The sequence below is a fragment of the Nocardia gamkensis NBRC 108242 genome, from assembly GCF_001612985.1.
Lineage (GTDB): Bacteria > Actinomycetota > Actinomycetes > Mycobacteriales > Mycobacteriaceae > Nocardia > Nocardia gamkensis.
Genome location: NZ_BDBM01000088.1, coordinates 1 through 14,534, shown reverse-complemented (window position 1 = coordinate 14,534; position 14,534 = coordinate 1). Strand labels below are relative to the sequence as shown.

At 70.2% G+C, this 14,534-nt stretch carries 9 protein-coding genes; 7 read left to right on the top strand and 2 right to left on the bottom strand.

Annotated features, from left to right (window positions below):
- Positions 1–875: IniB N-terminal domain-containing protein (locus tag NG1_RS34320; RefSeq protein WP_218019029.1), on the bottom strand; the 875-nt coding region annotated here is incomplete at its 3' end.
- A gap of 296 nt (positions 876–1,171) precedes the next feature.
- On the opposite strand from NG1_RS34320, the gene NG1_RS34315 reads away from it, so the two are divergent.
- The 6 genes from NG1_RS34315 to NG1_RS34290 all read left to right on the top strand — a co-directional run bounded on the left by NG1_RS34315 (position 1,172) and on the right by NG1_RS34290 (position 10,664).
- Positions 1,172–2,950: an Hsp70 family protein gene (locus NG1_RS34315; RefSeq protein ID WP_062977975.1), complete on the top strand. Its 1,779-nt coding sequence runs from the start codon at positions 1,172–1,174 to the stop codon at positions 2,948–2,950.
- Positions 2,943–5,534: a LuxR C-terminal-related transcriptional regulator gene (locus tag NG1_RS34310; protein WP_062977973.1), complete on the top strand. Its 2,592-nt coding sequence runs from the start codon at positions 2,943–2,945 to the stop codon at positions 5,532–5,534. Before NG1_RS34315 ends, NG1_RS34310 begins: the two co-directional genes overlap by 8 nt.
- A 45-nt stretch (positions 5,535–5,579) precedes the next feature.
- On the top strand, positions 5,580–6,680 hold the full coding sequence (locus NG1_RS34305; protein ID WP_062977971.1) for a hypothetical protein: 1,101 nt from the start codon (positions 5,580–5,582) through the stop codon (positions 6,678–6,680).
- 160 nt (positions 6,681–6,840) lie between these two features.
- A complete protein-coding gene (locus NG1_RS34300) occupies positions 6,841–8,199 on the top strand; it encodes a S1 family peptidase (protein WP_062977969.1) in 1,359 nt (452 codons plus the stop codon).
- Positions 8,200–8,374: 175 nt separating this feature from the next.
- Complete coding sequence (locus NG1_RS34295) at positions 8,375–9,637, top strand: S1 family peptidase (RefSeq protein WP_245660179.1); 1,263 nt, start codon at positions 8,375–8,377, stop codon at positions 9,635–9,637.
- A gap of 139 nt (positions 9,638–9,776) precedes the next feature.
- Positions 9,777–10,664: an NRDE family protein gene (locus tag NG1_RS34290; protein ID WP_062977966.1), complete on the top strand. Its 888-nt coding sequence runs from the start codon at positions 9,777–9,779 to the stop codon at positions 10,662–10,664.
- Between the two features lie 70 nt (positions 10,665–10,734).
- On the opposite strand, the gene NG1_RS34285 is transcribed toward NG1_RS34290, so the two are convergent.
- Positions 10,735–11,442: a DUF8020 domain-containing protein gene (locus tag NG1_RS34285; RefSeq protein WP_062977963.1), complete on the bottom strand. Its 708-nt coding sequence runs from the start codon at positions 11,440–11,442 to the stop codon at positions 10,735–10,737.
- A 459-nt stretch (positions 11,443–11,901) separates the two neighbouring features.
- On the opposite strand from NG1_RS34285, the gene NG1_RS34280 reads away from it, so the two are divergent.
- Positions 11,902–14,534, top strand: a 2,633-nt coding sequence (locus NG1_RS34280; protein WP_062977962.1) for a (Fe-S)-binding protein, incomplete at its 3' end; no start/stop codon positions are given.

The following is a 14,534-nucleotide window of genomic DNA, read 5'->3' as shown; positions in this document are numbered from 1 at the left end:
GCCAAACCGGTCGACGCGTCCACGACGCCGCCCAGGCCCGCGCCGAGACCAGCGCCCGCCTGCGCACCGGCGCCGAGCACGGCATCCACACCCGTGGTCAAACCGCTCGCCGCGTCCACCGCACCCTGGAGTCCAGCGCCGAGGCCGGCACCGAGGTCCGCTGCCCCGTTCACCGCGCCCTCCAGCCCGCCGCCCAGGCCCGCCGCCGCGTCCACCGCGCCTTCCAGGCCCGCGCCGAGTCCGGCGCCAGCGCCGACTGCCGCGTCGATACCGGTGGAGAGGCCGGTGCCGAGTCCTGCGCCGATGTTTCCCGCGCCTTCGGCGTCGGTGTCCAGGTCGATACCCCCGCCGATGCCACTGATCACCTGCGCGCCCGCACCGAGCAGGCCGCCCACGGCGGCGGACAAGTCGGCGCCCGCGTTCACCACGGTGTCGAGCCCCGCGGCCAGTCCCGCGCCCAGACCGGCGCCGAGTTCCAGCCCGGTCTCGATCGCGGTGTTCAGGCCCGCACCGACGTCGACGCCCGTACCGATACCCAGGTCGACGCCACCGCCCGCGCCCAGGTCCACTCCGAGATCAGCACCCAGGTCGACTCCGGCATCCGCCACTGCCGCCACACCCACGGTGCTCGCCGCGCCGACCGCGGCGGCGGCACCGGTCTGCGCGCCTACCGCCACGATGGACTGCAACTGGGAACCGCCGGTCACCAGCGCCGACTCCGCGACCATCGGAGCGCAGAGGGCGATGTCCTCCGGCGTCACCGCGCTCAGGCCCGCGGCGGCCAGCGCCTGGGTCGGGTTGGCGCAGTAGGCGACCGCGGCCTCGTGGTTCCGCAGCAGATCGAGGATGAACTCCAGAATCGCATTGGGTGTCATGAGAATCTTCTCCTGAGTCCCGGCGGACCTCACTGATCCGCAGTCGTTGGAATGCAAATCACGCTAGGAGCGCATCCCGTTACGCCGAAACGGGGCGAACCCCTACGACCGGCCGGGGGCACCCGATAGGGGCCGGAGCGGAATTAGGGGAATTTCCCTAAACGATCCCCTAACGAGGTAACGGCTGATGGCCAGCAACCGACAGAACGGTTGCGTCGGCAACTACAACGCCCAGCGCACCAGCGGACACACAGCAGCGACACCGGACCAGACAGTTTTTCGAACGGGGTTCTCGAATGACACAGCGCCTGGCGCTCGGCATCTCTGTCGGGGCGTCGAATTCGGTCGCCGTGGCGGCAACGGAAGAGGGCGACGACGGCCTCGGCCCGTCCGGCGGCGGTTATCTACGCTCGCATCCGAGCGTGTTGCGGCTGTCGGAGGACATGGCGCCCACGCTGGGCGCGGGTACGCGCTCCACCGGCCGCCATTCCAGCGACGTCCTGCTGGAAGGCTTTCTCGCCAGGGTCGGCGACCCGGTCGGCATCCTCGCCGAGGACGGCTCCTCTTATTCCGCGCCCGACCTGGTGGCCACCGCGATCGGATGCCTGGTCGACGAGATCGCCGAGGAGACGGGACGAAGCGGCGCCCAGGCGACGGTCGCCTGCCATCCGGCGTGGTGGTCGCGGCACACCGTCGACATCCAGCGCGACGCTTTGGAGCGAGCCGGGCTCGGCGAGGTGACGCTGGTGCCGGAGCCGACCGCCGCGATCCGCTGGCTCGACGCCGCGCACGGTTGGGCCGACGACGGCGCGGTGATCGTCTTCGATCTCGGCGCGACCGGCTCGACCGTCTCGGTGGTACGCACCGGCGAGCACGCCATCCTGCTGGGCACGCCGCTGCGCAACACCGACGTCGCCGGCGCCGAATTCGATCTGCTGACCATGCGCTATGTCCTGGCAAATGCGGTGCTCGCCGCGGATTTCGATCCGTTCGATCCGGTCGTGGAACGCGAATTATCGGCTTTGCGTGAGCGCTGCAGAAAAGCGAAAGAAGAGCTTTCCATAAACACCGCGACGGTTGTTCCGGTTCGGCTGGACCCCGCGGATCCGCACGGCACCGTGCGGCTGGTGCGCGGTGAACTGGAAGACCTGCTGCGTGGACCGCTGTCGAGTGCGATGGACCTGATCCGCGACGCGGTGCACCGGGCCGGGCTCGACATCGGCGATGTCGGCCGCGTCCTGCTCACCGGTGGGGGCGGCGCGATCCCGCTGGTCGCCGAACTGGTCTCCACCGAATTCGGGTTGCCCGTCGTGGCGGCTCCCGATCCGGAGCACACCACCGCCCGCGGCGCCGCGCTGCTGGCCGCCGATCTGCTCGCCGCCGAGACCGACCAGCTGCCGTTGGTCGATCCGGTGACCGAGGACGAGACCGTGCCGCAGCCCAGAGCGCTCCCCTCGGCGGGACTCGCGGCGTTGCCCGAGGAACGTCCCGCCCGCCGTCGCGCGCTGACCAGCAGGCAGCGCCTCGCGGTCGTGGCGGGCACCGCGGCCGCCATCGGCCTGCTGGCCACCGGCACCCTCGCCATCGGCACGGGCATCCAGTCCGGTCCGAGCACTCCCGCCTCGACCGAGCAGTCCTCCACCGGCGCCGCACAGGTCGCCGCGACGCCGGGAGCGCGGACGAGCGACCCGTCCGCACCGTCCGGCGTCGCCGCCACGGATTCCGCGAGTTCGCCCGGGCGGGCCGGCACCGGGACATCGCAGGCCGGTTCGCCAACGTCCCCGGCCCAGGGCACCACCGTGGCGGTGGTGAACAGCGAGCAGAGTCCCGATCAACCCGCCCCTGCTCCCGCCGCGGACTCCCCGGCGCCGCAACCCGCGCCGCAGCCGCAAGCCCAGCAGCCTGCTCCCGCTCCCGCGCCCGCACCGGCGCCGACCAACCCGTCGCCGCCCACCCAGCAGCAGCCGCGGCCCACCCAGCCCACCGCGCCGAGCCTGCCGACCGGCGTGCTGGGCGACACCCTCGGCACGGTGCTTCGCGCCCCCGGCGAGATCCTGGGAGGCTCCGGTGGCTGATACCGCCTTCGACACCCTCCCGTGCGCCCGCGACATCTTCCGTGATCTGGATTCCGCCGACGACCAGCCGGTGGTCTACCTGATCCGCGGCCGGTCCCAGACCGGCAAGTCGACACTGCTCGCGGAGATCCGGGCTCGCCTGCGCGCCAGAGGCGTCCCGCTACAGGACGACATCGCGGCTCTCCAGCACGCGCGCGCGGGCAACGGCGCGCATTCGCTGACCCGCACGCCGGCCACGGTCGCGGGCGGCGCGGCAGGCGTGACGACCGATACCGCCCGCCCGGCCCTGATCATCGACAACGCCCACACGCTCGGCCGGCTCGATCTCGAATATCTCTGCGCCGCGGTGGAATCCGGGCAGCGCACGATGGTGATCGCCGCCCAGCCCCGCCCGCATGATCCGCGTCTGCGGACGCTCGCCGACGCGGTCGCCCGTCGCGGTCGCGTCGTGGACCTCCGCCCGCTCGGCGTCGCGGACATGGCGCCGTTCGCCAGGGAACTGGGCATGATGGTGCCGCGCCAGGTCGCTCAGCACATCCACCTGCAGACCGCCGGTATCCGCGGCGGCGTGGTGGCCGCGCTCACCGCCGCCTGTTCGGCGCGCCTGGACGCCGGCATCTCCGCCGTCGACACGGCCGTCGCCGCGTGGGCGCGCGGGTTGCTGGACAACCTCGAGCCCGACCTGCTTGAGACCCTGGTGGTGGCCACCACGGGCACGGGCCTGGATTCCAGCGAGCTCACCGAGGTGCTCGGCGTGGAACAGTCCGTCGCCCAGGATCTCATCGACCGAGCCAGGGCCAGCGCCCTGGTGACCGATGCCGACCTGCTGCTGGAACCCGCCGTCGCGCCCCTGCGCACGTTGCTCGGCGACCGCAGGTTCGTCGCGGTCGAGCGCCGGTTGCTCGGCGCCCGGCTGGAGGCGGGCCTGCTGCGCGACCGCACCGCGCTGCAACTGGCCGAGTCCGGCGTCCGCGACCCTCGTCTGGCCGACTTCCTCGTCGGCGCAGCGGAGCAGGCGGGCCGCGACGCGGTTCGCTACTACGCCGCCGCCGCGGCCGCCGGAGCCGAACTCGATCTGATCGCGCTGCGCTGGGCCGAGGCCGCGGCACGGACCGGTGACGGCGACACGGCCATGCGGCTGGCCGAGCCGATGCTGGCGCGCTCGGGCAGCACCGGCACGGAACTGGCGACGGCGGTGCGGATCTGCGCGGCGGTGCTCACCCGACGCGGCCTGGTCGGTCGCGCGGCGCAGCTGTACACCTGGCTCGGCGGGCACCGGGTCGGCCCGGACTGGGCGGTCGGCGCCACGGTGTTGTGCCTGGCGGGCGACGTGCCGGGCGCCAGGGAGATGTCCTCCTCGTCGACGAAGTGGCCGCCCACCGAGGCGGGCGCGCACACGCGGCTGATCGCGACCGCGCTCGCGGACACCATCGAACCGGGCAACAACACCGCGGCGGCGGTATCGGCGCTGGTGCAAGCCGCGCACGCGGACGCGGGCGTGGACCGCTTCCTGCCGTGCACGGCGGCCTCCATCGCCACGCTGCTCTCGCTGGGCACCGGCGAGCCCCGCCGCGCCCAGGACGCCTTGCGGCGGGCCACCGCGAGCGGGCTGCGCTGCCATCAGCTCGACGTGCTCGCGGCCTGGACGGCGATGCTCGGCGGCGACGAGCGCGCCGCCGCGGCCACCGTGGCGGCGCTGGACCACGACCGGCTCGACCTGCGCGACCGGCTGCTGGCGCACGGCGTCGCGGTCGGTCTCGCCCGGCGCAGCGGCGATCACACCGCGCTGGCGCGCGCGTGGCAGGAGGCGTATCCGCTGTTCGACGACGTGCAGGCGGACCTGCTCGCGCTGCTGCCGATCGGCGAACTGTGGCTGGCCGCCATCCGGATGCGCGACGAACGCCGCATCACGCCCCTGGTGGACGCGGCGCTCGCGCTGCTGCACCGCTTGAACGATCCGCCCGCGTGGTCCAACGCCTTCCACTGGTACGGCGTGCAGGCCGCGATCGCGCACGAGAGCCCCGAGGCGCTGTTGCCGCACGCGCGAGCGCTGAAGGCCGCGGCAGAGGCGGGTGACCGGCATGCCGCCGTGCTCGCCGACGCGGGCCGCACCTGGGTGCTCGTGCTGCGCGGCCAGGTCGCCACCGCACCGGTCCACGCGGCGGTCGCCGCACTCACCGAGATCGGCATGACCTGGGACGGCGCCCGGCTGGCCAGCGAGGCCGCGCTCGCGGCGCCCGACTCCGCGACGGCCACCGCGCTGCTGAAACTGGCCCGCACCGTCCGCGCCGACGCCCGTCCGCAGGAGCCGCAGCCTCGGCCGCAGGCCCCGGCCGCCGCCAACGGTGAGGCCGCGCCGCCGCCCACGCCGCCGCAGGCCACGATCCTCAGCGAACGGGAACGCGAAGTGGCGGAACTGGTTCTGCTCGGACTCACCTATCGCGAGATCGGTGCGCGCCTGTACATTTCGGCGAAGACGGTCGAGCACCACGTAGCGCGCATCCGACGCCGGGTCGGTGCCCGTTCCCGATCGGAGCTATTGTCGATGCTCCGCGCCATGGGACACGGTTCGCTTCTGGTGTGACCGGGCGCGGTTCATCAGCGGGAACGCCGAAGCAAGGTAGGTGAGATGGCCACTGGGGTGGGCCTGCGCGTCGCCGAGGACGAGTGCACGGCTGTCATCGTCACCGACGGTGACGAGGAGCCGCGGTACATCGTCCGCGAGTCGATCCTGCACATGTCCGAGGACGGTGACGCCGCGTTGGGCGGTCTCCCGCCCACCGGATCCCATTCGATCACGGGTTTCGTGTCCGCCATGGGCGACCCCGCGGGCATCCGGGTCGACGACGGCGAGGCCTATCGCGCCGAGGATCTCTTCGCCACCGCGATGTTCTGCCTGATCAACCTGGCCGCCGAGCATCTCAGCGGTCCGGCCGAGTTCTACGCGACCTATCCGCCGGACTGGCCCGCCGAATATGTGCGCTCCCTGCGCGACGCGCTGGACTACCTGGGTCTGCGCTCGGTGCTGCTGGTCAGCGAGGGTGAGCTGCCCAGTGCCGAGACCGGAGCAGGCGGTACGTCGTTCGCCTACGACGCGGCCAGAGGGGCGCTGGCGGCCGTGCTCGCCACCCCCGCGGGCGCCACCCCGCCGGACCCGTCCACCGCGGAGAACTCGACGGTGGACACCATCGTCATCCCCGCGGTGCCCGCCGCCGACGCGCAGCCGCAGGCCTACTCGGCCGCCATCCCGATCTCCGAGCCGGTCGCGACCGCCGAACCGGAACCGACCGAGAAGCAGTCGCGGCCAATGGTTCCCGCGAAGGATCCGAGGCGTACGCCGCTGCTGATCGCATGTGCCGCCGCGATCGGTCTCGTGCTCGGCGGCATCGTGATGGCCATGCTGTTCCGCGACGGGGACGAGACACCGGTGCCGCCGCTGCCGGACGCCAAGTCCGAGCCGACATCGGTGAGTCCGGCCCTGCCTCCGCCGCCGGTCGTCACCACCACGACGTCCACCACCGAGCCCGAGCCGCCGGTGGTGATCACCGAGACCACGACGCCGGAGCCGACGACAACGACGCCGCCGCCCACCACCGAGCCGCCGAGCACGACGCCCACCACCACGCGGACCACCACCACGCGGACCACGACGACCACGACCAACCCGTTCGGGCAGCAGCTGCCGCAGATCCCCACCATCCCCGGCATGGGAATACCGAGTAGTCGGTGATTAGTAGCGTCCTAGTCGGGTTTGTGGCTTAGAGTGTTGCGCTGACCGTGTTGTCGGATGAATTTCCGCATCGGTCGGTTGCTGGACGAAGACTGTGCGCCAATGGATTCTGCCGTGGCCACGGATTTAGCTGGCACGTGCGTGCCGACGAAGGGACTTCATGCGCAAGTTGGTGGCGCGTCGCGCCGCGGTCAAAGCTGTCGCCATCGCATCGACCGTTCTTTTGGCTCCCTTGTTCGGCACGACCACCGCCTCGGCGGTTCCCGAAGCCCCCGCGCAGCTCGCCGCGGACAACCTCCCCCCGGAATTGGTGCAGGCCATCGCTCGGGATCTGCAGATGACGCCGACGGAGTATCTGGACCGCGCCGCGCGCGCCCAGCAGCTGCGCGACTACGCGCGCGATTTCCGTTCGGAGCGGCCGGATTCCTTCGCGGGCGCCTGGATCGGCGCCGACGGCAAGCCCGTCATGGCGGTCACCTCGTTGGACGCCGCGAAGATCGTCGCGGCCGACGGCTATCAGACCCGGCTCGCCCCCGTCTCGGCGGACAGCCTGGAGGGCTCGCTGGTCCAGCTCAACCAGTGGATCACCGGCCTACCGCGGGAGATCTCGCAGGCGATCAACTCCGTGGCGATCGACTTCTTGAACAGCCAGCTGGTGCTCAGCGTCGCCAACACCCCCGCGGGCCACATGCTCAACCTGCCCACCCTGCTGGCGAACATCAAGGTCATCCTGTCGCCGAACAGCGGAGGCCCGGTCGAGCGCAGGCCGATGGGCGGTGACACCTACATCAGCGCGCCCGGTTCGCTCGCCGACTCGTCGCTGCGCGCCGTCGACGTGTGCTCGTTCGGGTTCAACAGCATCGACGCGTCCGGCAACGCGCTGAACATCAGTGCGGGCCACTGTGATCCGAATCTGGGCAAGGGCAACCAGGAGGCGGGTGTCTACCTGCCGAACGTTCGGGACATCCCGGCCAGCCCCGAACTGGGCACCTTCGTGCGCGCCTCGCTGGGCGGGCAGTCCGCGCTGGACTACTCGGTGATCAAGCTGAACGAGCGCGCGGTGCGGGCGGGCATGGACCAGCCCTCGGTGCGCGGCGCCAACGGCACCACGCTGGCGATCACCGGCACCGCCGACCCGATCACCGGCGCCCCGGTCTGCAAGTCCGGTCAGTCGTCCACCTTCACCTGTGGTTTCGTCGTGGCCGATCGGGTGGAGACCCAGCTGTTCACCGCCGAGGGCGAGAGCAAGACCGTGCGCGGGTTCGCCAGCTCGGCCTGCACTCTCGGCGGCGACAGCGGCGGCGCGATCGTGTCCGGCACGCTGGCGCTGGGCATCACCAGCGGTTCCAACGCCGCCGACGCGCCGAACTGCAACGAGGCCAATGTCGCTCTGGCGCAGTACGGCGGCACCGCTTCGCTCGGCATCCCGATCCGGGCGATCCTGGCCGATGTCGACGCCTCCTCCGGCGGCGGTATCGGCAGCGGGATCGCGGTGCGCACCAGGCCGAACGCGGGCTGAGCGCGCGCCCGAATTATGTGGCAATGCACATATCCCCGGTCGAGGGGCTATGAGGGCGTCGAGAACCTCGAGATGAGTAGGCATACCGCGCCAAACCCCATATAGTCTGCTCATGCTCCTGCCACGTATAGGACCTCCACGCTCGACTGCGCGACAGACCGTAATCCGAAAGACAGTGATCGCCGCCTCGGCGGCGATACTGCTGTTCGGACCCACTGCGGCGGTAGCGACGGCTCAGCCGGACCAGGCTCCCGGCCTCCCCGCCGAACTGATCGCCGCGGTGACTCGCGATCTGAAGATCTCGCCCGACGAGTACCTGCACCGCGCGGAGCTGGCGCAGCAGGTGGCCGCGTTCGCCACCACCGCCCAGCGGCAGTACCCGGCCGTGTTCGCAGGCTCCTGGCTGGACGACGCGGGCAAGGCGGTCGTGGCACTGGCTCAGGGTCCCGGCGCCGACGATGCGAAGAAGGCGGCCGAGTCGGCCGGTTTCGAGGTCCGCAACGTCGCCAAGAGCGAAGCGGCCCTGCGTGGCGAGAAGAGCGCGTTCGAGCGCTGGCTGGAGGGCCAGCCCGAGGCGGTGCGGTCGCTGGTGCGCGGCGCGGTGGTGGACACCGTGAACAACACGATCGCGGTGCGCGTCGACCAGGCGGGCCTGCCGATGCCGAACTTCATCGACCCGGCGCGCGTCATCGTGATGGCCCCGCCCGTGGCGGGCGAGCAGGGCACCCTGCAAGCCGGTGAGATCGCCGGAGAGGCGCGCGGCGCCCTCGCGGGCGGCGACGGCTTCGCCTCGGTCGCCGGACGCAGCTCGCTGCGCTGCTCGCTCGGCTTCAACGGCACCGACCGCAACGGCAACACGGTGAACATCACCGCGGGCCACTGCAACCCCGACATCCCGTCCGCGGGCGGCGGCAACGCCGCGGGCGTGTACGAGATGAACGGCGACCGCCTCGGCGCGCAGCTCGGCGTCTTCCAGAAGTCGGTGCTCGGCGAGCAGGACTACTCGATCATCCGGGTCAACGACCAGGCCAAGGACCGGTTCGCCAACAACGGCGTCCGTGCGCCCGGCGCGGCTCCGATCGCCGTCGACGGCGTGGCGACTCCGGTCGTCGGCGCGCCGGTGTGCAAGTCCGGTGCGCGCACCGGCTTCAGCTGCGGCGTGGTCAACGCCGTCGACCAGACCGTGCAGGTCGGCGACCGGGAGCTCACCCAGAGCTTCTCGGCCAACATCTGCGCGCTCCCCGGCGACAGCGGCGGGCCGATCGTCACCGGCCGCCTGGCGCTCGGCATCTCCAGCGCGTCGTCGGTGGCGGACTACCCGATCTGCGAGATCCCGAATCTGATCGGCGCTCTGACCGGCAACGTGCCGCAGCTGTTCGCGCAGCCGGTGCACGTGGTGCTCTCGGACAACCCGGGACTGCGCGTACGCACCAACTGACCGCAGGACCGCGAAAAGGCCGGCAGCTGTTGAGCTGTCGGCCTTTTCGCCGTCTCAGGGTCCTTTCCACTGCCCTTGCGCGGCCTCCCGGGCGGGAAACGCCGCATGGAGTGCGGTGGCGGTCCGGCATTCTGGTCGCATGTGTTTGGTGTTGATCGGCTGGCGCGCGCATCCGGATTACCGGTTGATCGTGGCCGCCAACCGGGACGAGTTCTACACTCGGCCGACCGAGTCCATGCGCTGGTGGCCGGAGGCGCCCGGCCTGCTCGCCGGACGCGACACCGGCGCCCCCGGCCGCGCCGAGGGCGAACCTCCCGGCACCTGGCTGGGCTTGAGCACCCAGCCGCACGGCAACAATCGCTTCGCGACCGTCACGAACGTGCGCGATCCCGCCGATCAACGCCTCGATGCCCGTTCCCGCGGCGCGCTGCTGATGGATTTCCTGCGCGGCGCCGCCGACCGCGGTACGGCCGGGGAGTTCCCCGGGCCGGAGAAATACGTGCTCGACGTCGCCGCCGCTCCCGACGACTACAACGGCTACAACTTGGTCGTGTCCGACCTGCGCACGCTGTGGTGGCATTCCAATCGCAGCGCCGTGGAACCGAGCGAACTCGCTCCGGGCTTCCACGGGCTCTCCAACGGCACGTTCGTCACGTCCGGGGGTCCGAGCCGGGGGGAAGAGGATCTGAGCGCCCCACAGCCCATCTGGCCCAAAGTCCGGGCGGGCCTGACCGGGCTGCGCGAGATCGCGCGAACCGATCCCGGTGCGGTGGACCGCTACTTCGAGGTGCTGGCCGATCGGACCGAAGCCCCCGACGAGCGGTTGCCGCGGACCGGGGTCCCGCACGATCTGGAGCGGGCGCTCTCGGCGAGGTTCGTCGCGCACACCGTGCACGGCACCAGAGCGAGCACGGTGCTGGTGGTCGGCGAGGACGGGACGTTCGAAATGGTCGAGCGCTCGTTCGGCAGGATGGGCGAGGAACTCGGCGAGGTCGTCGTCCGCGGCCTGCTCGATCTCACCGGGTGAAACGAGCGGCGGCCCGCCCTCCGAGGAGAGCGGGCCGCCGTGATCCGACGATCGGGGTGGGACCGAAGGCTTACTTCGGCTGGTCCGCCCACTTCGTGGTGCCCTCGGGCGCCTGCAGCGTGTTGATCAGGTCGATCCCCGCGACAGCCAGCATGGGGCCACCGACCGCCACGGTGCCGAGGATGCCGCCGATGCCCGCGCCCGCGATCGCGGCCGGGATGCAGCCGACGCCGAGGAACGGCAGGCCGAGGATGCAGCCGATCACCGCACCGCCGATGACACCGATCGCGGTGCCGAGGAAGCCACCGACCGCGGTCGCGATGCCGAACTGGCTGGCGAACTCGTTCTGCGCGCGCTGGTTCTCGATCGGCGAGGCGATCGGCTGCGCGACGACGTTGACGGCGTTGGCCGGCTTGTCCTTGGGCACGGCGACACTCTGGTCAGGCGTCAGCTCCAAGACGGTGTTGTCGTCCTTCACCACCGGCTTCACCGGAACGACGGTGTCGGCGACCTTGAAGGCGATCGGCAGCGTGAGGACCGCGTTGCCCTGCGAGTCCTTGACCCGGTAGACGTCGTCTTCCTTGACGTCCTCGGAGGATTTCGCCAGCTCGAAGGTTCCCCCCTTGAGCGTCGTCACGACGGTCTTCTCCACCAGCTTGACCGAGTACCGGATGGGGTCGGCGGCGACCGGTTCGGCATCGGCATGGGCCGTCCCCAACCCGATGGTCATCGCACCGATGACCATCGCGGCCGCCGCGGTGGTTCTGCGGAATTTCATTCAGTTTCCAATCCATCATCAGGTCGTACGTCACCACTGGTCTTCAACACGCGAGAGCTCTATCCAGCACATCCGGGTGTCGGCTCCGGATCCTCCCCGAGCGGTGCGAAGACGGTCGCAGTGATCAGAACGTCGTGAGCCTAATAGACGGCCGCGTTTTAAGCGAGATCCCTTATCAGCCATGGGGACTAAGCCAATCCTTACCGACTGGACGGGATGGTTCGGCGTTTACGGTGGTGAACAACGGGTCGGCAGGCGGATCGGAGGGAATTACTGTGACATTCATCACAGGTAAATAATGGGTCAAGCCCCAGCATATGGGGCTATAGCCCAAAAGCCGATCGTACGATGGACATGGTTGTTACTGGCGGGTAACTTACTGCCGGTTAGGATACGAGCGAACCGAGGCGGTACGGAAACCAACCGCAACCCGGGGTGCCTCTAAAGAAAGGTCGCGACATGAATGCCCTGACAGTGACGCTGGGCACGATTGGGGCGGCGCTCAGCCTCCTGTGTTGGGCGTCGTTCATCGGCGGCGTCCGCAATATCGCGCGCGCCATCATGATCGGACAGCCCGCTCCGGATCGTTGGCGGCCCTTCTTCCCGCGCTTCAAGCAGATGATCGTGGAGTTCCTCGCGCACACGCGCATGAACAAATTCCGCACCGTCGGCTGGGCGCACTGGCTGGTGATGATCGGCTTCATCGGCGGCGCCATGCTGTGGTTCGAGGCGTACGGGCAGACCTTCGACCCGGCGTTCCACTGGCCGATCATCGGCGATCTGGCGATCTACCACCTGTGGGACGAGATCCTCGGCATCGGCACCGTGGTCGGCATCCTGACGCTGATCACCCTGCGCCAGCTCAACCACCCCCGGCTGCCCGAGCGGCTTTCCCGCTTCAGCGGTTCCAAATTCGCCCCGGCCTACGTCATCGAGGCGATCGTGCTGCTCGAGGGCCTCGGCATGATCTTCGTGAAGGCGGGCAAGATCGCCGCCTACGGCCACTCGGATCCGGCCACCGACTTCTTCACCATGCAGGTGGCGAAACTGCTGCCCGCGAACACCACGATGGTGGCGCTGTTCGCCTTCGTGAAGCTGATGTCCGGCATGGCGTTCCTGTACTTCGTCGGCCGCAACGTCACCTGGGGCGTGGCTTGGCACCGCTTCTCGGCCTTCCCGAACATCTACTTCAAGCGGGAAGAGGACGGCGGCGTCGCGCTCGGCCCGGCCAAGCCGATGATGTCGAAGGGCAAGCCGGTCGACATGGAGACCGCGGACCCGGATACCGACACCTTCGGGGCGGGCCGGATCGAGGACTTCTCCTGGAAGGGCTGGCTGGACTTCACCACCTGCACCGAGTGCGGTCGCTGCCAGTCGCAGTGCCCCGCGTGGAACACCGGCAAGCCGCTGTCGCCGAAGCTGCTGATCATGTCGCTGCGCGACCACGGTTACGCGAAGGCCCCCTACCTGCTGGCCGGCGGCCGCAAGGACATGGGCGGCGACGAGGTCGGCCTGGTCGACGCCGAGGGCAACCCGGACGAGGCAAAGCTGGCCAAGATCTCCGAGGCCGCCAAGGCCGAGGCCGAGCGGCCGCTGGTCGGCGGCGCGGACGTGAACGGCATCATCGATCCCGAGGTGCTGTGGAGCTGCACCACCTGCGGCGCGTGCGTCGAGCAGTGCCCGGTGGACATCGAGCACGTCGACCACATCATCGACATGCGCCGCTACCAGGTGCTGATCGAGTCGGAGTTCCCGTCCGAGCTCGCCGGCCTGTTCAAGAACCTGGAGAACAAGGGCAACCCCTGGGGCCAGAACGCCAAGGACCGGCTCAACTGGATCAACGAGCTCGATTTCGAGATCCCGGTCTTCGGTCAGGATGCCGACAGCTTCGACGGCTACGACTACCTGTTCTGGGTCGGCTGCGCGGGCGCCTACGAGGACCGCGCCAAGAAGACCACCAAGGCGGTCGCCGAGTTGCTGGCCACCGCGGGCGTGAAGTTCATGGTGCTCGGCGCGGAGGAGACCTGCACCGGTGACTCCGCTCGCCGCGCGGGCAACGAGTTCCTGTTCCAGCAGCTGGCCCAGCAGAACATCGAGCTGCTGAACTCGGTGTTCGAGGGCGTCGAGGATCGCAAGAAGAAGATCGTCGTCACCTGTGCGCACTGCTTCAACGCGCTGAACAACGAGTACCCGCAGGTCGGCGGCAGCTACGAGGTCGTGCACCACACCCAGCTGCTCAACCGCCTGGTGCGGCAGAAGCAGCTGATCCCGGTGGCGTCGGTGTCGCAGAACGTCACCTACCACGACCCCTGCTACCTCGGCAGGCACAACAAGATCTACAACGCGCCGCGTGAGCTGATGGCCGCGGCCGGTTCGAACCTGGTCGAGATGCCCCGCCACGGCGAGCGGTCCATGTGCTGTGGCGCCGGTGGCGCGCGGATGTGGATGGAAGAGCAACTCGGCAAGCGCGTCAACATCGACCGGGTGGAGGAGGGATTGAGCACCCTCGCCGCGCCTTCTGGTCGCTCCGCAAGCTCCGCTCCCGGGAAGATCGCGACGGGCTGCCCGTTCTGCCGCGTGATGCTCACCGACGGCGTCACCGCGCGCCAGGAGAAGGGCGAGGGCGAAGGCGTCGAGGTGGTGGACGTCGCGCAGCTGATGCTGGACGCCATCGAGCGCGTCGAGCCCGCCGTGCTGACCGAGAACCTGACTGTCATCCAGGAACCGAAGGCGCCCGAAGCGGAACCCGAACCGGAGCCCGAACCCGCCCCGGCCGCCGAAGCGCCCGCACCGTCCGAGGCCGCGCCTACTGGCGGCGGTCTGGCGATGAAGGGCCCCGCGAAAGCACCCGGCGGCGGTGGTCTGGCCATGAAGGGCCCGGCCAAGGCCCCCGGTGGCGGCCTCGGAATGAAGGGCGCGGCGAAGGCGCCCGGCGCGAAGGCTCCGGCTGCGGAACCGGCCGAGACCGAGGCCACCTCGGCGCCCGCTGCTCCGGCCAAGGGTCTCGCCATGAAGGGTCCGGCGAAAGCGCCCGGTGGTCTGGGGATGAAGGGCGGAGCCAAGGCGCCCGGCGCCAAGGCTGCCGCGGCCCC

Bases quoted from the DNA above. Each gene is read 5' to 3' on its own strand.
- NG1_RS34290 (WP_062977966.1), top strand. From the start codon at position 9,777: ATGTGTTTGGTGTTGATCGGCTGGCGCGCGCATCCGGATTACCGGTTG.
- NG1_RS34300 (WP_062977969.1), top strand. From the start codon at position 6,841: ATGCGCAAGTTGGTGGCGCGTCGCGCCGCGGTCAAAGCTGTCGCCATC.
- NG1_RS34285 (WP_062977963.1), bottom strand. From the start codon at position 11,442: ATGAAATTCCGCAGAACCACCGCGGCGGCCGCGATGGTCATCGGTGCG.
- NG1_RS34315 (WP_062977975.1), top strand. From the start codon at position 1,172: ATGACACAGCGCCTGGCGCTCGGCATCTCTGTCGGGGCGTCGAATTCG.
- NG1_RS34305 (WP_062977971.1), top strand. From the start codon at position 5,580: ATGGCCACTGGGGTGGGCCTGCGCGTCGCCGAGGACGAGTGCACGGCT.